This is a genomic window from Marinilabilia salmonicolor, assembly GCF_003003035.1.
Lineage (GTDB): Bacteria > Bacteroidota > Bacteroidia > Bacteroidales > Marinilabiliaceae > Marinilabilia > Marinilabilia salmonicolor_A.
Map to the genome: position 1 here is coordinate 1 of NZ_PVTS01000029.1, position 21,720 is coordinate 21,720.

Here is a 21,720-nt window from a genome sequence, read left to right on the forward strand (position 1 = left end):
GTTGCTTAAATGTTGTTAATGTCATCCTCATTTTTTGCCATCAAAGTAACGGCTGGAGACCGGAGGATGCAATATGTAGGAGGCCGATGGCTTACGTTCAATAATCTGTATTTCAAATAACAACGACTCAGAACGGCCGGTGACCGGGAAAGGTATGCCCTAAGGTGTCAAATGGCTCGAGAAACCAAGATGAAATGACTGAAAAAATCAAATATTGCATAGAAAATTCGTCAGTCCGGACTTCCAAATCAGAAATACTCCGGCAACAAATCACTCGTAAATTGCTGCCTAATGCATTGAAATTCCTATATACCCCCAAAAGCGCTACAGCTCCCTAAAACGCTGACGTCCGGGTAAAGTCCAACAATGGGCAAAATTAATCCCGCCACTTTTTTAGAAGCGGGATTTTTTATCTCGTGGGGATTAATTCAGCCCTAAATGTTACAAGCTGGCGTTTTTCAATCTGTCGATTTCCTTTTTAATTTCTTCTATTACCTCTGCATTTTTAATTACCTTTTTGTCTCCTGTCCTTACTGAAAATATAACAAACACCTTACCTCCATATTTATTTTCAAAGTCCTGGAAACTTTTACTCATCCTTTCAGTAACTTTATAATTGCCGAAATTTGCATTTGCAGTAATAGGTTTTATTTGGATTCCGAAAGCTTTGTCATTTACTTTACCGAGATAATCAATGTCTCCTGCATGGTCTAATTCAGAGTCGCTTTCCTCAAATTCTACTTCTGGAAATATTTTTGAAAGCCCATCATTAATTACTGATTTTTCTAACAGAAAACCGTCATAAGTCCTAACAATGGTAACTTGATAGATATAATCCTTGCAGTCTTGTAAACTCAAATCTTGAAATGCGGCTGTCCATTCTGGTATTACTACTTCAGTTATTTTTGCATATAATCTTTCGCCAAGTTCTTCTAAGGTATCTTTGGTTATTTTTACTTTGTCTTTTTTGGCTGTATAAGCTTTTTCAAAATAATAATTTTCCCACTCTTCAATTGCTTTTGGCTGGCATTCACGAATTAACGCCATAACTGCACCTACTTTATTTGGTCTTGTAAGTTGATATGTATTACTTGTGTAATTCAATACTTTTTCCTTCTTGCCGAAAGGTTTTGCATATTTTTTTATTTCTTTTTTACTCATCTCTATTATCCCAGTTTTGTTGTAAAATATTTGCTCTTTCTCTAACTCCGTCAGCCCTACTGTTTAAATGATTTATAACTCTTTCTAATTCTTGTTCATTTACTATTATCCAATATCCTTTTCTAAACATCAGACTACCGATTAAACATCCATGATTAAAAATCATATCTCGTATTAAACTTCTAACATGTTCATTTGTCGGACCACCACTTTCTAAATTTAAAGCATCGCGTATTTCCGAAGAAGATTTTCTATTATTATAGCCGATTGCATTCTGATTTAAATACTCCAATATTCTTAGCTGTTCTTCGTTCATAATGAGGCTTCTTTTAAATAGTTTATAAATTTATCCTTATTTTTAAAATTCATTGTGGTGTCCACATCTGCAAAACCATTTTTAATTAAGTGAGCATTTAAAAACGTTTTATTCTTTAAATACAGATAAACCAATAAATTATTTTTTTCATCGTGTTTGGTTTCATCATATTTTAAAAAGACTTTTTGCCCTTTTGTTTTGAGTTGTAAAAATTCAATAGCTTTACCGTTTGTTTCTTTTTTTTCTTTAATACCAATAAGTCGGACAATTAAATCATTATTCAACTTCACTAATTCAGGGCTTAATATTTCTTTTACAGAAAAGTAGTCTTCTCGTTGTGTTGAGCCATTTTGGTCTATTTTTGAACCGTATTGCAACTTTTTAGGGTCAGTCTTTTTGTCGAATTTGTGGAAGTCTTTAAAAACATACGGTAAATCCTTTATTTCGTTCTTGAAATCAATGTTTAGTTTATCTTGTTTAATAAATTCATAATTAGTATCAAAAATGTTACCTTGATTTACTTCAAGTTTTTTTTCTATAAATGGAATAAATTCAGGATTCATTTCATAGCCAACTGAATTTCTATTCAGATTTCTTGCTGCAAGTGAGGTCGTTCCACTACCAAGAAATGGGTCAAGAACTGTATCCCCAACAAATGCAAACATTTTAATTAATCTCTTTGGCAATTCTTCTGGAAACATGGCAATATGTCCATCTTGTTTTGCACCACCAAAATACCAATGTCCATCAAAATATGTTTTCCATTCTTCTTTTGTCATTTTTGACATTTCTTTAATTTCCTTTGTTGGTTTTTTGGGAGTCCCTAATTTTTTGAAGATTAAAATAAATTCATAATCAATTGAAATAATGCCATTTTTTGGATAGGGATAACTACCCATTAGCGAAGCACCACCAGTTGTATTTGAAGTGGTTTTCTTTTGCCACATTATAGCTCCCATGTAATCAAAACCGATGGCTTCGCAAAATTTTATTATTTCAGTTCTTATTGGAATTACTTTATATCTTCCGTAGTAGACAGCTCTTGCAAATTGGTCTCCAATGTTTACGCATAATCGACTACCATTATCTAATACTCTGTAACACTCTTTCCAAACTAAATTTAAATGGTTTATATATTCTTCATAGCTGTCATTATATCCTATTTGATTTTCGGTGCCATAATCTTTTAATTGCCAATAAGGTGGTGATGTGATTACCAAATCAACTGAATTATCAGTTAATTCATCCATATTTCGGCTATCACCATTAATGATTTTATGTTTTGTCTTTAATTCCATTTTGATTTTTCTATTTGTTTAAAAAAACAAAAGTACTCATTTTCGTTTGCAAATTTTATTAATTGTTGCATGGTCTTTTTTACGCTTGCTTGTAACGTCCAGCGATATGGTGCGTGGCTAATTATTTAGGTAGAAGTTTTCTGGCCGTTAAGGGTTTTCTTCGGCGGAAGATACTTGCTTAAAATATGGAACTTAGCCATGCACTATAACGTGTGTTGTAACCTGTTGATTTCTATCCTAGAAGTCCTTTTATTTCTTGCTTAAGTCTTGGCAAGTGTCTGACAATTGTTCCCCAAATGATTTCATTATCAATTTTATCGTATCCATGAATTACTCTGTTACGCATGTCGATAATTTGTCTTTTGCTGGAGATTTCAATTGTTGAATCTGATTTATCAACACGATTCATAGCTTCGCCAATAATTTCAAACTCTCTCTCAATTGCCCGACGTAGCATTTTGTTAGATAGATATATCTTGAAATCACGTTTCTCTCCTAGATAGTTTTCAATTGACTCAATTGATTCGTATATATCAAATAGAAACTTCTTAATCTCAAGATTCATAAAGAAGGGTTTTGTTCTGGTTTATAGATTCTATGAAATAAGGATTTGATAATGATTTATCGGTAATTAGGTCAACTGGTCGTTTAAATAGGTCTTCAAATTTGTATATCAAGTCAAAATAAGTGTCAGCATAATCACCATAATCCATAGGCTTGAAAGAAATTAGTAAATCAATATCGCTTGTGTCATTGAAGTTTTCTGAGCAAGCTGAACCAAATGCAAATAGGGACTTTACGTTATTATTGTCACATAACGTTCTGATATTTTCTAAGTTATCTAATAGTAGTCTTTGCATCGCTGGTTTTTTTACAAATTTATTCTTCTTTATCCTATTCTGCAAGTCGGTTTTTTCGTTCAATAGGTTACAACATTCTATAAATGCACCTTAATGTGCGGTTATATTTCGTTTATCAAAAACAAAAGGTGCACAAAACATCCAAATAACGAATGAATTGCACACCTTTATATTCTTTGTCAATCATCCCCCAACCATTATAGGAGAGATATTTCAATTTGTCGTTAATCCTTATGTGGGGTTGGGACTCCAATTTGTTTTAGCTTTTTGGTTACCGTAAAACTAACTTTTTTGTTTTCTTTTTCCAATGAAAATTAACATTTTTCCACAAACTAATTATTTTGATTTGAAATGAGCATGGCAATGATTGCCTCAAAAGAATATGTATAAGTTCTTACATGCGAGTTCCATCCGACCTTGAAAAATTAATTTTATACGGATGAAATGAATTGACCTGGTTCTGGTGATGACTCACCCTTTTGTTCACCAAAAACACCTGATTCGATTCAAAACAAATGAGATTGAAAACGCTGAAAGCCTTTCTACATAAGACTTGTAGCTATCTGATGAGTCAAAAATAATTGACTCACCGTTTTGTTCTCATTTTTGTTGAAATAAACTAAATTGAATTGATTTATTAAAAACGAAAAAGCCTGAAAATCATACGATTTACAGGCTTTTGATTTCAGATGGTTTCTGAAAAGTCGGGGTACCAGGATTCGAACCTGGGACCTCGTCGTCCCGAACGACGCGCGCTACCGGGCTGCGCTACACCCCGAAAACAGGCAATATTCCCCGTTTGCGATTGCAAAAATATATTTTTTTTATGAAATAACTTTACATTGTTAGGATAATTTTGGACATTTGCGCGAGATAAAAGCTTAACCCCATATGCTTAAACATTTTACAAAAACATTGGTAAAAAAATTTCTGACTGAACAGGATGATTATACAGATCATTTTTTTTGCCTGATAGTATGCCTGACCTTCTTATTCTCTGCTGTAAGTACGCTTTTTAATTTTTTAATTGGCCTACCCGGTATGGTAACGGTATGGAGTGCCATTATCAGCCTGACTCTTCTTCTGGTTGTCTTTCTCTTCCGTTATCCAGGTAAAAAATACCGCTCGTTTGCAAAAGGATTGTTTTACATTTCTGCCGTAATTACGCTCAACGGGATGTGGATATTCAATGGCGGATCACAAAGCCCCTCTCCCATTATATTTTTGGCGTTCATGGCCCTCATTGTTTTTTTGGAACCAAAACCCGGAGTGGGTTTCATTTCTCTGCTTCTGGGACTAAATGTAGTTGCCCTTCTGTTGCTGGAACTCCACTTTCCCGACATGGTAGCAATGTATCAATCGGCCAAACAAAGAACCTTGGATTTTGTGGTGGTTATTTCATTTCTTTTTTTAGCTGTTGTACCGGCACTTACCTATTCCCGACAAATAATAATCCAGCAGAAAGAACAGGCGGAAAAGGACAATCAGCAAAAATCTGCTTACCTGGCCAATATGAGCCATGAAATCCGTACCCCCATGAATGCCATAGTGGGCTTTGCTGAATTACTTAAAAGCCCTGACCTGACCAAGAGTGAACAACACGACTACATTGACATTATCCGGCAAAACAGCGACTTATTGCTCAACATGCTGAATAACATCCTGGATTTATCAAAACTGGAAGCCAAACTGGTGGAAATAAACACATCAGAATTTAGCATCAGTTCCTTGTTTACTCAAATATTTAATGCTCACATCACCCAGATCAGGAAAACCAAACTTCATTTTGAACAGGACATTCCTGATGAACTCAGAAACATTGTCATTAAAAGTGACCGGACACTGTTGTTTCAGGTTTTTTCCAACCTGATAACCAATGCCATAAAAGTCACCCGCCAGGGAGAAATACGCTACGGAGTCAGGCTAAAGAATCAAAGAATACATTTTTTTGTTTTTGATACCGGCCCAGGTATTCCCAAACAACAGCAAGAGAAAATATTTGAACGTTTCAGTCAGCTCAACAACGGCTCAAACGTCAACACTACTGCAGATGGTGTAGGTTTAGGCCTCTCGATTTGCAAGGCTATTTTAAATCTCTTAGATGGGCAAATAAAACTTCATTCAGAAGTCAACAAAGGATCGACTTTTATTTTTTCTTTTTCTTCCGAAGTTATTTCATGTAATATAGGTGAAAAAGATTCCGGGCATCCGGTCAATATTCCCGTAATGGAAAAGGAACAAGCATTCTCATAATCTTCTAACCTTGCATCGCCAGCACAAAACAAGTAAAAGAAAGCCAATTGATAATTAGCTGGATAAGTTGATTACTGCGCAATTACTTCTTTTTGGCCACGAAACCACTGAAAGAAGCTCGGTAACACCTTAAAAAGTAAATTATAATATTGTCTGTTCTTGCAAGCAAGCAAGAGAGCTGACGGGTACTAATCACACCAATTTATGCCTGCAGGCGAATGTTGAATTGCAACACTCTTTTAAGAACTGCATGGAGTTATATTAATTCGGATAATTCGTGGACACCCAACAAAAAATGGCTACGCCATTTTAGAAATATTTTGCAAATAAAACATGAATATCAGGAGTAAAACATTAATAGGCTACTCCTTTAGCGTTTTATTTTCCAGATTAGTGGTTTTATCCCCAATTGTGAAGACGGTTGCATCTCCTATGGTGTGTTTAACACTACTGTTCAATATTATCCAAATTCGTTGTTTTCCCTACTACAACGCTAACGGTTGCATCTCCTGTGACATTAACCACGGTACGCATCATATCCAAAATCCGGTCAACAGGCAAAATAATACCAATCCATGCCGGATTAAGGCCTACCGAACTCAAAACAACCATCAGCATTACCACTCCTGCACTGGGAATGGCAGCAGCTCCGATACTGGCCAGAGTAGCAGTAAGTACAACGGTAAGTTGCTGACCTATGCTCAAGTCCACCAGGTGCATTTGGGCCAGGAAGACCACTGCCACTGCCTGGTAAAGACTGGTTCCGTCCATATTAACGGTTGCGCCGATGGGCAGGACAAAACTGGAAATCCGTTTGTCAACCTTGAGGTTTTCTTCGACACATTCGAGGGTTACGGGCAGTGTGGCAGCACTGCTGCTGGTCGTAAAAGCAAGCATTTGTGCAGGACTGATGCCCCGAAGAAATTCCATAAAGGATATTCCCTTAACAAAAAATGCCATAAATGCGGGATAGATAACAAAGGCCATTATTACCAGCCCCAAAACCACGACCAGTGAGTACCAGGTCAATCCTTTAAATAGTTCCAGCACATGCCCCGGATCTCCTCCTGACATCTGATTGACCATCCCCGCCATCAGCGCAAAGACAAAGAATGGAGCAGCAGCCATTATCAGCTCCACCATTTTAAGAAACACTTCAGCCACCGAATCGATCAGACGCTTCAACGGTGCCGCTTTTTCTGAAGGGATAAACAACAGGGCAACACCAAAAAATATCCCGAAGAATATTATCTGCAGCATATTACGGTTATCGGACAAACTAAAAAACAAATTGCCCGGCACCATATCTTCCAAAAAAACCAGCGGACCATCTTTTTCTGCCTTCTGTGCGGTTTCCAATCGAACACGGACTTCCTCCGTCTCTTCAAATCCCCTTTTTTGAGCAACCTGGCTCAGTAACTGATGATAAGTGCTGTCGCGGGAAAACCACCTTCCATCTTTGGGAGTCAGCCCCTGCTCCTGCAGCCAGAGTTCATATCCCATCCTGTTTTCCAGGCGAACTTCCTTTTCTATGGTTTTTCCGGGAGCCAGTACATTAACCAACACCAGTCCCACTGTTACAGAGATAACGGTGGTGGCAAGATAAAACAACAGGGTTTTTCCACCAAGCCTCCCCAGGTCTCGCGGATGCCCCAAACTGACAATTCCTCCAATAATTGAAAACAAAACAAGCGGAACAGCTATCAACTTCAACAGATCAATGAAAATCCGGCCCCAGGGGGATACCCAGTTTTCGGTAAATGTGCCCCACCCCAGCCAGCTGGATGCAAGTGCCCAAAGAATTCCCAATACAAGTCCGATAATGATTTTCCAATGAAGCGGAAGTTTTCCCATTTTTCAATTAGCAATTAACAATAAACAATGAGCAATTAGCAATAATCTACTGATAAGTTTTATTCATCAGCCAGGCATCCACTATTACCATGGCAGCCATTGCTTCAACAATAGGTACTGCCCGCGGCACTACGCAGGGATCGTGTCGCCCCCGAGCCTTCATTACCACCTCATTGCCCGATTTGTCCACTGTATTCTGGTCTTTCAAAATGGTTGCCACAGGTTTAAAAGCCACCCTGAAGAGTATCTCCTCTCCGTTGGAGATGCCCCCTTGCACACCCCCCGACCGGTTGGTACGGGTTTTTACTTTACCTGCCTCGGTGTAAAACTCATCATTGTGTTGAGACCCTTTCATCGAAGAAGCTTTAAAACCCAAACCATACTCAAAACCTTTAACGGCATTAATGGACAGCATTGCCTGGCCAAGAACAGCATGTAACTTCTCAAATACAGGATCGCCCAGACCTGCCGGAGCATTTCTGATTACGCAGCTGACCACTCCCCCAACTGAATCTTTTTCCTGACGTATTTTATCAATGTAATCAATCATGCGTTCTGCCATTTTAGTATCCGGACAACGTACGGGCGTTGATTCGATGGCGGACAAATCTTCTGGCACCTCTTCCATCCTCAATTCTCCTACCTGAGAAACAAAGGCTGTGATATCCACACCCGTTTCTTTCAGCATCAGTTTAGCGATGGCTCCTGCCACAACTCTGGCAATAGTTTCTCTGGCTGACGAACGACCACCACCACGATGATCCCGAATTCCATATTTGGCATCGTAAGTATAATCGGCATGCGATGGGCGATAAAGATCTTTGAGGTTGTCATAATCGTTAGATTTTTGATCTTTATTCCAAATAGCAAACGCTAAAGGAGTCCCGGTAGCCTTTCCATCCATCACTCCGGAAAGAAACTCCACGCGATCCTTTTCGTCACGAGGTGTGGTAATTTTGGATTGTCCGGGACGCCTTCTGTCCAGTTCCTGTTGAATAAAGTCCATATCCAGCTCCAGACCGGGCTTCACGCCCTCCAGAATTCCACCAACACCGCGTCCATGGGATTCACCAAAAGAGGTCAGTTTAAATATTCTGCCAAAGGTATTACCTGCCATTGTATTTTTGTTTTAATATCGTTTTCAAAAAAAATGCTTTGTAAAAATAGGTGATGCAGGCTACATGAGCAAAAAAAAGGTGTTTCATCAATCAATGAAACACCTTTTTTAATAAAATTTTCTTGGTTTTTAGCAGCTGCAACCATCGCCACAAGATCCTGAACTACATCCGCCACCACCAACAGCTTCAACCAGTTCGTTTTCGGTAGCATCACGTACTTCAAGCACCTGACCTGCAAAATGCAAATCATCACCTGCAAGCGGATGGTTAAAGTCCATTTTCACAGTATCATCGGTTACTTCCAGAACGATTCCGTTCAAGCGGTTACCATTGGCATCCTGCATAGGCACCATATTGCCAATTTTGAGCAAAGACTCATCAATCTTGCCTTCCACTTCAAAGATATTTTTGGGCAGATCCACAATAGCTTCAGTATTTACCTGACCATAAGCTTCGTCTGCTTTCAATTCAAATTTAAAATTGTCGCCCTGCTTAAGACCTTCGATTTTTTTCTCGAACATCTCAATCATTTTTCCGGCTCCATAAACGAATTGTAAAGGATTGTTCTCTCCGGTTTCTTCCACTAAATCACCTTCGGCACCATTGAGACGCAATTGATATGAAAGCGATACAAATTTGTTTCTTGCAATTTCCATTCTGTATATTCTTTTTGTTCGTTAAACAAGTTGCAAAGTAACACAGTTTTTGACTCTTAATCAAATCTGTGTCGGAAAATTTATGAACTGATGAAGTTGATAATTGCTCCATGCTCCATGTCCCTTACTCTCTGATTTTTTATTCAATCAACTGGTCAAAATCAATTTCTTCCTGGGCTGACTCCACCAATCGGGTATTTTCACAACGAATGGTTCGTCCCGGAAATTTCTTGATCAACCCGTAGTTGTGTGTTGCCATGATTACCGTTTTTGACTCCTCCTTGCAAATATGATGAAGCAATTCCAGCAAATCATCCGAAGTGTCGGGATCCAGATTTCCGGTAGGCTCATCAGCAAGAATCAAATCAGGCTTATTCAGTAACGAACGGGCAATACCAATGCGTTGCTGCTCACCACCCGACAGTTGATGCGGCATTTTGTATCCTTTATGAACCATATCCACTTTCGACAAAACATCCCTGATCTGATGATCCATATCGGTCTGGTTCTTCCAACCGGTAGCTTTCAGCACAAACTGGAGATTGTCATAGACATTTCGGTCGGTAAGTAACTGAAAATCCTGAAATACAATGCCCATCTTTCTCCGAAGATACGGAAGTTGGCGATTTTTAAGCATTTTCAGGCTGTATCCGACTACAAATCCATAACCGTCGGTAAAAGGAAGGTCTCCGTAAAAAGTCTTCAGCAAACTGGACTTTCCACTACCAACCCTGCCAATCAAATAGACAAACTCTCCCGGTTTTACCTCAAGATTAACATCTCTGAGAATGATGTTTTCCTTTTGACGCACCAAACCGTCAGAAATTTCTACAATATTTCCTTTTTTGTTGATTACCGGTTGTGTTTCTTTGGCCATGGATTCATTACATTAATGATTTATTTGCTTTATTAATCAGGTTGCAATCCCAATCTTTAAAGATAAAGGAGAAATTGCATTTATCAAAAATCACCTGCTATTTAGTGCCTGTCTATAAACTAAGCAAAATTTTGTTTCTGGTCATGTGTTTGTCAAGAAAGTGCCAGTTACAAAGCCTGCCCCGATTTTTCTTCGGGGGCTTGCGAAGCCGACAGAAACGGAGTTTACTAATCGTAAATGAGTATTTTGGCGGCAAGCGTAACGACGCAAGTGGTACTTTATGGACAGAAACTATTTAAGAGCTGCCAAAGCTTCCTTAATGCGACGCATTGCCTCCTTCAACAAATCATCGCTGGTGGCATAAGAAAACCGGATGCAGTTTTTATTTCCAAAAGCTGTTCCGCTGACTGTAGCCACATAAGCATGCTCCAGCAAATAAAAACTCAGGTCATTGGCATTTTCGATTGTTTTCCCCTCATAGCTTTTTCCAAAAAATGCACTCACATTGGGAAACAGATAAAATGCACCTGCCGGATTATTGACTTTAAGTCCGGGAATATCGTTGGCCAGCTTAACCACCAACTCACGTCGCCGGCGGAAAGCCTCAACCATATCGTTGGTATAATCCATAGGGCCTTCAATGGCAGCCAATGCTGCTTTCTGAGAAATTCCGGAAGTTCCCGAAGTATATTGCCCCTGTAAACGTGAACAAGCTGAAGCAATCCATGCAGGAGCTGCCATATATCCAATTCTCCAACCGGTCATGGCAAATCCTTTGGATACACCATTTACAATAATTACCCGGTCCTTCAGGGAAGGAAACTCTGCCAATGAATGTTGGGGTTCATCATAATTGATGTACTCATAGATTTCGTCTGAAATAATAAATACATGAGGATGCTTCTCCAAAACAGCTGCCAGTGCCTTTAATTCTGCAAGAGAATACACACTGCCTGTAGGATTGGAAGGACTGTTGATCAACAGAACTTTTGTTTTCGGAGTAATTGCCTCATCCAGTTGATCAGGAGTAATTTTAAAATCCTGATCTATGCCGGCATACACAAAAACAGATTTTCCACCTGCCAATTGAGCCATCGCAGGATAACTTACCCAGTAAGGCGAAGGAATAATAACTTCATCTCCTTCGTTTACCAGTGCATAGATTGCATTGGACAAAGATTGTTTTCCACCGGTGGAAACAACAATCTCTGATGGTTGGTATTCCAGATTGTTGTCTCTTTTTAGCTTGGCAACGATGGCCTCTCTCAGTTCGGGGATGCCCGGAACAGGGGTATAATGAGAGAAATTATCTTGAACAGCCTTAATGGCTGCCTCTTTCACGTGAGGAGGCGAGGGAAAATCAGGCTCCCCCAAACTCAGGTTGATAATATCTTTTCCCTGTTCGCGCAATTCCCGGCTTCTCTGCGCCATCGCTATAGTCTCTGATTCAGGCAACCGGGCCAGTCTGTCTGATAATTGTTCCATATTAATGTATGTTTTTATCTTCGGCAAAGCCGTTAAGCATATTTCTCATTCTTTTTGGTATCAGGTTAGGAATGAATGCACAAAAATAGTCTTTTTTTGCACCTGACAAGGTTAAGGATATTTAAGGTTAGGAATATTTATACAATCAGAAAATCATTAACTTTGTTCACCGAGACACAAAAGTTTCTAAGAAATGGAAAAAACAGAACTCATCCTGATATTTGCCCCCATAACTGTAATTGCGGTTTTTACCTTAATTTTGGTCAAATGGTTTTTGGATCATGAAGCCAAAAAAAGACGTCAGGAATTCCTGATGGCCAACAGCAACCAGCTCCTGACGCAACGGCTTCAGGCATTTGAACGATTTACGTTGTTTCTGGAGCGCATTTCTCCGGAATCCCTCGTGTTGCGTGAACAACAAAAAAACATGAATGCCTTTCAGCTTCAAAGTCATTTGCTCAAAACCATTCGCACCGAATTTGGCCACAATCTTGCCATGCAGATCTACCTTCCTTCAGATACCTGGGAACAAATAAAAAAAGCACGGGAGGAGGTCTCCCGGGTCATTAACACTGCCTCCACGCAGGTTCCGCCCAACGTTCCATCGTTTGAACTGGGACGCCGGATTATCGAAGATGCCGGAGCAACCGCCAACCAGGCTGTAACTAAAGCGCTGGATAAGATTCGGAAAGATGTGGATGAACTTGGTATCAGATAAAAACAAAGCCGTCCCTGATTAGTGCCTGTCCAAAAAGTCCCGTTTACTACGTTACGCCATTAGCGGAAATTGCTCATTTACTCGAGTAAACTCCGCATTTCCGCTAATGGCAAGCCTTGTAAACGGAACCTTCTGAACAAACACAGCGAACTTGAGATACTTTGCTTAGTTTATAGACGGGCATTTATTATCGGAGACGGATTTATTCCTATCTGTCAGCTTTCAATCTGCTGGCAATAGCTTCTCCCAGATCACGGCATTCGTCGTATTTTTGTTTCTTCAGTGCATGCTTTTCTTCAACAGGAGTTCCAATAATCTCCCATTTCAGCTCTTCACCAAACTCTTTCAGACGCTTAGCAGCAGTTCCGGCCCAGGTAAACGACCCCAAAACCCCAAGATAATGATCCTTTACTGCCATGTGCTTCAGCTTATTTACCAGAGCCTCCATATTTGGGTGCAGTTCATTGCTGTAGGTGGGACTTGCCAATACCAGTGCCTTGTATTTAAAGATATCAGAAATAATATAGGAAGAATGAGTCTTTGAAACATCATAGATTCGGATGTCTCTGATGCCCTGCTCAGCAATGGCCCGGGCAGTGACTTCCGCCATCTCCTCGGTATTCCCGTACATGGAAGCAAAGGCCACCACAACGCCCTCCTGGGTTTTGTGACTGCTCCAGTCATCATACATCTTTAATACTTCGGGAATGTGACTGCGGATTATAGGTCCGTGCGTGGCTGCAATTATTTTAATATCCAGTGCACTCAGTTTTTCGAGTGCTTTCTGCACAGGGCTGCCGTATTTACCAACAATATTTGAGTAGTAACGGCGCATTTCATCATGAAACCATGAAAAATCCATCTCATCGTCAAAAACACCACCATCCAATGTCCCAAAACTACCAAAGGCATCGGCTGAGAAAAGAATCTTCTGCGTTTGTTCATAGGTCACCATCGTTTCGGGCCAGTGAACCATAGGAGCCAGAAAAAACTGAAGTTTATGGCTCCCCAGATCCAGTTCATCTCCCTCTTTCACTTCCACCAGGTTCTCTGTTATACCAAAGAAGCCTTCCACCATGGGAAGCGTCTTTTTGTTCCCCACAATTTTCATATCGGGATACAACTGACGGATAATATTTACAGACCCTGCATGATCGGGCTCCATGTGATTGATTACCAGATAATCGACAGGTTTATCACCGATAACAGCATGAATTTTTTTCAGGAACTTTTCTACCTGTCCAATCTCTACCGTATCCAGAAGTGCAACCTTACCATCATTGATGAGATATGAATTGTAAGCCACACCGCGCGGAAGCGGCCACATATTCTCAAAAAGTTCTGTTCGTCTGTCGTTTACACCAATGTAAAAAATATCCTCGGATAATTGTACTGGCTGATACATAATTAAATACAGTTGATTTATTAAAAAATATTCTTTTCGGTTATTGCTTTCTGATGAGCAGCCACACATCTGCATATTTGGCATAGTTGCGTCGTATGGCAGCAATATTGTTCCTGGCAGGTTGCTCTTCATTGTATGCCGCAACAGAGACACGGAACAACCCGTTTTCATTTTCCAAAATGACGGGCACAAATCCTTCGCTGATCAATTCTGTCTTGTAATTACGGGCATTTTCAATGTAGCGGAAAGAGCCGATAATGACATAATAGCGGAAAATGGTTTCGGTAGTCTCTTCCACATCAACGGTTTTCACTTTTTCTTCTCTTACCACAATGGCCGGCTCTGAAGACTCTTCAACTTCTTCCCTGACAACCGGCCGCACATCTTCACGCACCTCAATGCCATCATCTTTCACACCCTCGGCATAGGGAGAAGAGGCCATTTTGGAGGACCCTTTCCGCATAGAGGCACAGGATGCAAGCATTGACACTGCTAAGGCAATAAAAAGTATCTTTTTCATTCGTTTAAAAATTTGTAATTATCTGATAAAAAACTAATTAAAAATCTGAGAACGAATGGAACCGCTTCGCTCTCGCATAATATTTTTTAAACATATTCTTTTGTGATATTTATGCTTAAAAAATATCATGCTCGTTTCATCAGTATATAATTTATCTAAGTTATTGGTCTGATGGAACTCACATGTTAAAAATTTATACATTGTCTTTTGTGACATCCCTTGCCATGCTCGTTTCATTAGGATATAATATAATTGTTTCTGGTGTCCGGTTAAAAATTTGAGATTGCTTCACTACGTTACCAAGGACAGATTAGGTGCGAACTCACAATGACGGGCCTTTTCAGGATATTTAAGGGTTAGTAGGGGCTCGTCTCATCTCTCAGAATTCTATTCTCCGGACTTTTCATATTCTATGCCGCCAACTGCAAAATCCCTGCAAAACCGGCCTTCAAAGAACGGCATCAAAATTGCAAAAAAAATCATTGGAAACAAACAAAAAGTTCGGTCCGCCATTTATAATAAAGTTGTATTTTTACGGCCTTTTTGTCACCAATGTATATTGTATTATCCAATTTGAATAACGATGGCATTAAAACAATCAACCAGACGAAATAAGAAAACCGGACGAAAACTGATCATCTTTTTTGTCGTAGTTTCTATTGTCATAGCTATTGGAGCATGGCTGGCACTTAGTTTTCAGCAGAAGATATTTGCGCCCAACGTCTTACTTGACGGTAAAAAAACAGAAAGTTTTTATGTCCCCACCAACGCCACGTTTGAGGATGTCAGGGGCTTGCTTGAGGTCTCAGGATTCCTTAAGGACACCAAATCATTTGTATGGCTGGCAAAAATTAAAGAATATCCGGAAAGAGTACCCCCAGGTCATTACCTGCTTAGGGACGGCATGAACAATAATGAATTGATAAATATGCTCCGGGCCGGATTGCAAAGCCCCGTCAGACTTACCTTCAATAATGTAAGAACCGCTGAAGAGCTGGCCGGAAAAGTATCAAAAACCATAGAAGCAGACTCTTTATCCCTGTTAAAAGCTTTGCGTGACACCAGCTTATTAAAAAAATACGAATTTTCTCCTGCCACGGTATCTGCCATGATTATTCCCAACACCTATGAGATATGGTGGAATACAGATGCACAGGAATTTATCGCACGAATGCACCGCGAATATAAGCAGTTCTGGAATGACGCACGACTGGAAAAAGCTAAAAAATCGGGAATGACGCCCATCGAAGTGGCCACACTTGCCAGCATCGTGGACGAAGAGACGGTAAAAAGCGATGAAAAAGCAACAGTGGCAGGGCTGTATATCAACAGGCTAAACAAAGGCATCCGGTTACAGGCCGATCCGACCATCAAATTTGTATTGGGCGATTTTACCATCAACAGAGTCTTGTCCCGCGACCTGGAAATAGATTCTCCTTACAACACTTATATGTACCGCGGACTTCCCCCCGGCCCCATCCGTTTCCCTTCTGTTTCTGGCATTGAGGCAGTTTTGAATCACGAAGATCATGATTATTTATATATGTGTGCCAAAGATGATTTTTCGGGTTATCACAATTTTGCCAAAACCCTGCGTCAGCATAACATCAATGCTGCAAAATACAGAAGAGCACTGAGTCAAAGAAGAATCTGGCGATAAAAAGTCAAGAAATCAATATCATAAAATATTGACTTCAGGATGTAGTTGTACACCGAACCTGGAATAAACATCCTCCTGGATAGCCTTTGCCAGTCCTGCAATTTCACTGCCTGTAGCAAGGCCGCGATTAATCAGGACGAGAGCCTGGTTTTTATGAACTCCGGCATTTCCAAACTCACGGCCCTTCCAGCCGGTCTTTTCAATCAGCCAGCCGGCGGGAACCTTCACTTTTTTCCCGTTTTCAAGCACATATCCGGGAATCTCCGGCCATTTCTGCTGTAATTGCTGATAAAAGGAGGCCTCTACAACCGGATTTTTGAAGAAACTCCCGGCATTTCCAAACTCTTCCGGCTCAGGCAGTTTCTCTTTACGAATATCCACAATCGCTTTTCGGATGTTTGCCAGAGAAGGACCACCCATTAAATGCACACGTTCGCGGACTGCCCCATAGTCCATTGAAAACTCAGGCTTCCGGGATAGCCGAAGCACCACTCCGGTTACCACCACTTTGCCTTTTAGCGGACCTTTAAATATGCTGTATCGATAATCAAAGTCACATTCCGAACGTGATTTCTGAAAAAATGAACCATCTTCCAGCATCAAACCTTCCACATACTCCACCACATCTGCCACTTCCACACCATAGGCTCCGATGTTCTGAACAGGTGCCGCTCCGACATTCCCGGGAATGTAAGAAAGATTCTCAATGCCACCCAGCCCGTTCTCCACAGCCCATTGCACACAGACATCCCACTCCTCTCCTGCTGCAAAACGAACCAGTACTTCATTTTCGTCCTCCTTAATTATTTCTATTCCCCCCATTTCGGGTGACAAAATTGCACCTTCGAAATCTTTGGTGAAAAGCAGATTGCTCCCTCCTCCAATCACCAAAATCTGATTTCCGGGCTGATTCTGACCAAGCCAGGCACTCAATTCTTCAGCATTCTCAAATACATAAAAATCTTTTGACTTTGCATCCAGGCCAAATGTATTGCGTTTCTTTAATGAATAATTGGTATAGTGTTGCATTAAAAAATGGGCATTGTGTTCTACAAAAATCAACCTGTTCCGAATAGTCTGAACAAGACAGATTGAATAAATTACCTTTCAAAAGAAAGCTTCTGACAATTTAACGTGAATCTTCGGCAGGTGGTCCGTAATAACCCGTATTGTAATAACCGTAACGCTTGTCTCCCGGGTTGATGTCATTTAATACCAGCCCTACCCTGTCGATCTTCTCATTGCGCAGTTCATTTACAGTAGCTGCAAAATGGTCTCTGTTAGTCATACCAGCTCTTACCACAAACAAGCGACAATCGGAATATTGTATCAAAATACGGGCATCAGCCACCAGACCGATGGGAGGAGTATCAACAATAATCAAATCAAAATTACTTCTGAGGTAATCGAAGAGTACACTGGTTCGCTCACCAGCAATCAACTCAGACGGATTGGGTGGTGTAACACCCGAAGGCACCAGCCACATATTATCAACTTCGGAAGGATATATGATCTCCTCAATTTCATTCATGCCGGAAAGATAATTGGAGATACCGATGTTTTGATTTTTATCAAAAATCTCTGACAACCTCGGCTTTCGCATATCAAACCCCAGCAAAGCAACTTTTTTCCCTGAAATGGCAAATACCGTAGCCAGGTTGAGCGCACAAAAGGTTTTCCCTTCACCGGTATTGGTAGAAGTCAGCAAAATTACCTGATGCGTATCTTCAGCCAGCATAAACCGTATTTTGGTTCGCAACGACCTGAAAGATTCGGCCAAAAGTGAGTGCGGTGATTGGTTTATCGCATTTTCGCTCACCACCCGGTTCCGAACGATGCTACCCATATTGGGAAAATCACCGGCAATGGTCTCCATCTCCTGACGGTCGCGTACACGGGTATTCAACATCTCCCTCAACCCGATGATTGCTGCGGGAAGAATCAACGATAAAAGAAACGCTTTCCCATAATTGCCCTTTTTATCGGGCGACACCACCCCTGAAATGGTAGCCTGATCCAGCACCTCATTATCAGGAATATTTGATGCCTTTGCAATCTGAGTCTCTGAATTCTTTTGCAGTAAGAAAGTATAAATGGCATCATTCAACTTAAAAGCCCTTTCCAGCTCCAGGTATTCCTTCTCCAATTCGGGAAGATTATTCATTCTGCCCGACAGTGCAGCAATCTGCCTCTTCATTTCCCCCTGGCGAACAAGAATCGACTCCATCCTTTTATCGATGGCCTGAATCATTGTTTCGCTCACAATCTTCAGTTCCTGCTCCAGTTGGCGATAATAAGGATTGGAAGTTCCGGCCGTAAGCTCCACAGATTTCAGTTCCGATAAAACATCCATATATTTACCTACCAACTGATTTACCACGCCTGCATCATCGTTGGCAAAGGCAGTGAGCAGATACTCCTCTTTCATGTCCCCGCTTTTCAGCCGTTCTTTCAGCTGCTGAAAATAATCATATTTGATTTCGAGCAACCGCAGTTCTTTCTCTTTCTCAATAAACTGTCCCGCCAGATCGGAGGCAAATTCAGAAGGAACCATAAACCTGTTTTCCTGACGAAAAGCCATCAACTGTTGCTGGGTCTGATTCAAGGTATCGGCTACATTCTTCAACTGATTCTGAATGAAATCCAGTGAACGGGAAGCCATATCGTTTTTCCTTTTCAGGTTGTTCTCCACAATCACATCAGAGAGTACATCGAGAAAAGCAACAATTTTTCGAGGATTATTACCGGTAGAGCCGATAAAAACAATGGAAGAGCCTTCCCTGTAATTGCTCACGCTAACACGTGACCGATATCGGGATGTCAACTGATTATGAGAGTGAAACTGAACAAAGTACTCGCCGGCTCCGGAAGTTAAGCCATCGTTGCGATGAATCCTAAAAGCAAAATTTTCGTGTTCAACCAGCTCTCCGGGTTTTACAGTCTTCTCGAATTCGAATGGTACCGCCCTTCCAACGGTCCGGTCTTCATCAAACCGATGAAGAATTCCTGATTCAGAAGAGGCTGAAACATTTATCAGGCCACCTCCCGACATAGAGATATAAATGGGCGAACCAAGTATCTGGGGATGTGACTCTTCAAGCTCAATAACAAAAGGAGCAGACTGATACAGCTCTGTATCCTTAAAACGCCCGTCAGCAAAATAAGAAACCCGGAAATCAAGGCGATCAATAACTTCCCTGATGGTTTTCTGTGAGCGGATGATAAAAGACTGGTTCTCAATATTGCGCACCTCGGCGGAAAGGCCGAAACCCTCCATAAGGTTAATATCACGCATCATTCTCTCGCTTTCACTCTTGAAAAGCATGGTAACCGTACCTTTGTAAACCGGCAAGGTATAACGGTGATATATGTAAACACCACCCAGAAACAGCGGAATACTTATTGCAAACAGAAACCAGTGATGCAACACCAGCCTGACGATCTTTTTAACATCGGAAAAACCATCGTTTTTGAAACCGGGTCCGTGCCCTGCTACATTTGCTGGTCCTTTGGGAGGTATTGCCATACAGAATTAATTTTATTTATTTTCTGTCGATAAAGTACCACTTGCGCCCCCGAAGGATCGGGGCAGGCTGTTACGCTTGCCGCCAAAATACTCATTTACGATTAGTAAACTCCATTTTTGGCGCCTTCGCAAGCCTGGCAATTGCCACTTTCTGACCAGAAAACAGGTCTAAAAACAAATTTTGCTTAGCTTATGGACAGCTCTGTACATAAAGTACCGCTTGCTGCGTTACACTTGGCACTTTCTGACCAGACACATGACTATAAACTAAGCGTTTTTCACGTGTTTGAACTAGCCTGCTCTATTCATAAATCATCTATTATGATGCTCAACTATCTGCGAAATATGGACGTCCTCAATAAAAATAATTTGAAAATAGTTCACTATTTCCTTCATCATTTCTATCTGCGAGAGTCAATATTTCTTGATATTTGAACATCTCATCACAATTATTTATGAATAATTCAGGCTAAAAAGTTCAAATTCAAGGCGTGGGAAAAATCTAAACCGCAGCATACTAGTGTATTTGAGGATTTAGATTTTGAGCAACAACGCAGAAGTTGGACTTTATAGACAAACACTATTTAAGGTGCTAAAATAACCAACAAACCTCAATAAAAAAAACCGGATAAAGAGACTCTCGAATCAATTGCGGCGCACAAACTGGGAAATTTTGGAAGCATTCTTCCAGAAAAGGGTTCGAAAACCTCCTACTCCATTGTCCTTCAATGCCCGTAAGTCTTCTCCCGACTTGGCAATCACATTGCGTAGCGACTTGTTGCTGGCCCCCCCCATACGCATTCTAACCAAAACTTCAGGAAGATATTCAACCTTGACGGACGGAAAAGAAAGGGCTCTCAGCAACCATTCATAATCGGCTGAAATACGATATTCGGTGTTAAATCCGCCAATTTTCTCAAAAAATTCGCGTCTCACATAAACAGTAGGATGAGGAGGCATCCACCCCCGTTGTAACTGCTGTCTCCGAAAAGAACCGCTGCGCCAGAATCGCACCACTTGTTCAGGGTTTTCCGAACGCACATACTCCAGATCACCATACAACAGATGAAATTTCGAATCATCATACCTATCCAACACGTTTCCAATTACTTCACCGTTTGCGAACATATCATCTGCGTGTAAAAACCCTATCACTTCGCCGCTTGCAAGTGCGATTCCTTTATTCATGGCATCATAAATTCCGTTATCCGGCTCACTGATCCAGCGATCCACAACGTCGGAACTGTTTTTCAGAATATCCAGGGTGCCATCCACCGAACCGCCATCCACCACAATATACTCCAAATCATCAAACCGCTGACGACGCACTGACTCGATGGTATCTTTCAGCGTTTCTGCCGACTGATAGGTGACGGTAATAAGGGATATTCTCTTGCTCATATTTCTTTTTCGTAAAATCAATCCATCCCGGAAGGGGTAACCTCCACCTGATCATTCCGCAACTTTTTCAGTTTGATGCGAATAAACATAGCGGGCAGATAAAATATAACAAATCCCAATACGAGATTTAAAACCATAAGTTTCAGCATCCCAAAGTCTTTGAGCAAAAAATTAAGCACAATGAAAAAGATGTTAACACCCCCCAGAATCAACGCAATCTGAATATGCGAAAATCCAAGTGTCAGCAAACGATGATGAATATGGTTTTTATCGGCTACAAAAGGAGAGTTTCCTTTCGACAATCGCAAAAAGAAAACCCGCAAAGTATCGATAACCGGGACAATCAGAATTCCCACTACAACAGCCGGTGCTGAAATCATCTGAATATTCAGGTTGCTCCTGACCGCCGGGGCATTGGCTTCCATAAACTGCAAGGCCATGGTGGCCAGTATGAATCCGATAATCATGGAGCCTGTATCACCCATGAATATTTTCTGTTTTTTAGAGAACACATTATAATGCGAATTAAGGGTTAAATTATCAATCCAATAAAAGCTGCTGCCAGTTTTCCAAACACATGAACCAGCAACCCATTAGTAGATCTGACATTTG

The 21,720-nt window shown here is 40.8% G+C and carries 19 protein-coding genes and 1 tRNA gene; 3 read left to right on the forward strand and 17 right to left on the reverse strand.

Annotated elements, in window-relative coordinates; translation table 11 throughout:
- Window positions 1–441: 441 nt before the first annotated feature.
- The 6 genes from BY457_RS18240 to BY457_RS18265 all read right to left on the reverse strand — a co-directional run bounded on the left by BY457_RS18240 (window position 442) and on the right by BY457_RS18265 (window position 4,413).
- Complete coding sequence (locus BY457_RS18240; RefSeq protein ID WP_106154768.1) at window positions 442–1,161, reverse strand: MjaI family restriction endonuclease; 720 nt, start codon at window positions 1,159–1,161, stop codon at window positions 442–444.
- Complete coding sequence (locus BY457_RS18245; protein ID WP_106154769.1) at window positions 1,154–1,477, reverse strand: hypothetical protein; 324 nt, start codon at window positions 1,475–1,477, stop codon at window positions 1,154–1,156. The genes BY457_RS18240 and BY457_RS18245 overlap by 8 nt, the downstream gene beginning before the upstream one ends.
- Window positions 1,474–2,775 carry a DNA methyltransferase gene (locus BY457_RS18250; protein WP_219885187.1) on the reverse strand — a complete coding sequence of 434 codons (1,302 nt, stop codon included), beginning with the start codon at window positions 2,773–2,775 and terminating at the stop codon, window positions 1,474–1,476. The genes BY457_RS18245 and BY457_RS18250 overlap by 4 nt, the downstream gene beginning before the upstream one ends.
- 232 nt (window positions 2,776–3,007) lie before the next feature.
- Window positions 3,008–3,340 carry a HepT-like ribonuclease domain-containing protein gene (locus BY457_RS18255; protein WP_106154770.1) on the reverse strand — a complete coding sequence of 111 codons (333 nt, stop codon included), beginning with the start codon at window positions 3,338–3,340 and terminating at the stop codon, window positions 3,008–3,010.
- The gene (locus BY457_RS18260; RefSeq protein ID WP_106154771.1) at window positions 3,330–3,635 is read right to left on the reverse strand and encodes a nucleotidyltransferase family protein; all 306 of its coding nucleotides are present in this window, start codon (window positions 3,633–3,635) and stop codon (window positions 3,330–3,332) included. The genes BY457_RS18255 and BY457_RS18260 overlap by 11 nt, the downstream gene beginning before the upstream one ends.
- Window positions 3,636–4,339: 704 nt before the next feature.
- A tRNA-Pro gene (locus tag BY457_RS18265) sits at window positions 4,340–4,413 on the reverse strand.
- Window positions 4,414–4,676: 263 nt separating this feature from the next.
- Here BY457_RS18265 and BY457_RS18270 point away from each other — a divergent pair.
- Window positions 4,677–5,888: a sensor histidine kinase gene (locus BY457_RS18270; RefSeq protein ID WP_258176792.1), complete on the forward strand. Its 1,212-nt coding sequence runs from the start codon at window positions 4,677–4,679 to the stop codon at window positions 5,886–5,888.
- A gap of 447 nt (window positions 5,889–6,335) precedes the next feature.
- On the opposite strand, the gene BY457_RS18275 is transcribed toward BY457_RS18270, so the two are convergent.
- The 5 genes from BY457_RS18275 to BY457_RS18300 form a co-directional block, all read right to left on the reverse strand.
- Complete coding sequence (locus BY457_RS18275) at window positions 6,336–7,742, reverse strand: dicarboxylate/amino acid:cation symporter (protein WP_106154773.1); 1,407 nt, start codon at window positions 7,740–7,742, stop codon at window positions 6,336–6,338.
- A gap of 46 nt (window positions 7,743–7,788) precedes the next feature.
- Complete coding sequence (gene aroC, locus BY457_RS18280) at window positions 7,789–8,859, reverse strand: chorismate synthase (protein ID WP_106154774.1); 1,071 nt, start codon at window positions 8,857–8,859, stop codon at window positions 7,789–7,791.
- A 129-nt stretch (window positions 8,860–8,988) separates the two neighbouring features.
- Window positions 8,989–9,516 (reverse strand): FKBP-type peptidyl-prolyl cis-trans isomerase, encoded by a 528-nt coding sequence (locus BY457_RS18285; protein ID WP_106154775.1) that lies wholly within the window; start codon window positions 9,514–9,516, stop codon window positions 8,989–8,991.
- A gap of 139 nt (window positions 9,517–9,655) precedes the next feature.
- Complete coding sequence (locus tag BY457_RS18290; protein WP_106154776.1) at window positions 9,656–10,393, reverse strand: cell division ATP-binding protein FtsE; 738 nt, start codon at window positions 10,391–10,393, stop codon at window positions 9,656–9,658.
- A 291-nt stretch (window positions 10,394–10,684) separates the two neighbouring features.
- Complete coding sequence (locus BY457_RS18300; RefSeq protein WP_106154778.1) at window positions 10,685–11,878, reverse strand: pyridoxal phosphate-dependent aminotransferase; 1,194 nt, start codon at window positions 11,876–11,878, stop codon at window positions 10,685–10,687.
- 193 nt (window positions 11,879–12,071) lie between these two features.
- Here BY457_RS18300 and BY457_RS18305 point away from each other — a divergent pair, with 193 nt between their 5' ends.
- Window positions 12,072–12,596: a DUF7935 family protein gene (locus BY457_RS18305; RefSeq protein ID WP_106154779.1), complete on the forward strand. Its 525-nt coding sequence runs from the start codon at window positions 12,072–12,074 to the stop codon at window positions 12,594–12,596.
- 208 nt (window positions 12,597–12,804) lie between these two features.
- Here BY457_RS18305 and BY457_RS18310 read toward each other — a convergent pair whose 3' ends face one another.
- Entirely contained in the window at window positions 12,805–14,001 is a 1,197-nt protein-coding gene (locus BY457_RS18310; protein ID WP_106154780.1) for an FprA family A-type flavoprotein, read from the reverse strand.
- Between the two features lie 40 nt (window positions 14,002–14,041).
- Window positions 14,042–14,521 (reverse strand): SPOR domain-containing protein, encoded by a 480-nt coding sequence (locus tag BY457_RS18315; protein WP_106154781.1) that lies wholly within the window; start codon window positions 14,519–14,521, stop codon window positions 14,042–14,044.
- Window positions 14,522–15,104: 583 nt separating this feature from the next.
- Here BY457_RS18315 and mltG point away from each other — a divergent pair.
- Complete coding sequence (gene mltG, locus BY457_RS18325) at window positions 15,105–16,181, forward strand: endolytic transglycosylase MltG (protein WP_106154783.1); 1,077 nt, start codon at window positions 15,105–15,107, stop codon at window positions 16,179–16,181.
- 18 nt (window positions 16,182–16,199) lie between these two features.
- Here mltG and murB read toward each other — a convergent pair whose 3' ends face one another.
- The 4 genes from murB to BY457_RS18345 all read right to left on the reverse strand — a co-directional run bounded on the left by murB (window position 16,200) and on the right by BY457_RS18345 (window position 21,593).
- Complete coding sequence (gene murB / locus BY457_RS18330; RefSeq protein WP_106154784.1) at window positions 16,200–17,210, reverse strand: UDP-N-acetylmuramate dehydrogenase; 1,011 nt, start codon at window positions 17,208–17,210, stop codon at window positions 16,200–16,202.
- A 100-nt stretch (window positions 17,211–17,310) separates the two neighbouring features.
- A complete protein-coding gene (locus tag BY457_RS18335; RefSeq protein WP_106154785.1) occupies window positions 17,311–19,707 on the reverse strand; it encodes a polysaccharide biosynthesis tyrosine autokinase in 2,397 nt (798 codons plus the stop codon).
- Window positions 19,708–20,352: 645 nt separating this feature from the next.
- Window positions 20,353–21,108 carry a glycosyltransferase family 2 protein gene (locus BY457_RS18340; protein ID WP_106154786.1) on the reverse strand — a complete coding sequence of 252 codons (756 nt, stop codon included), beginning with the start codon at window positions 21,106–21,108 and terminating at the stop codon, window positions 20,353–20,355.
- A 17-nt stretch (window positions 21,109–21,125) separates the two neighbouring features.
- Window positions 21,126–21,593 carry a hypothetical protein gene (locus tag BY457_RS18345; protein ID WP_258176793.1) on the reverse strand — a complete coding sequence of 156 codons (468 nt, stop codon included), beginning with the start codon at window positions 21,591–21,593 and terminating at the stop codon, window positions 21,126–21,128.
- Window positions 21,594–21,720 lie beyond the last annotated feature (127 nt).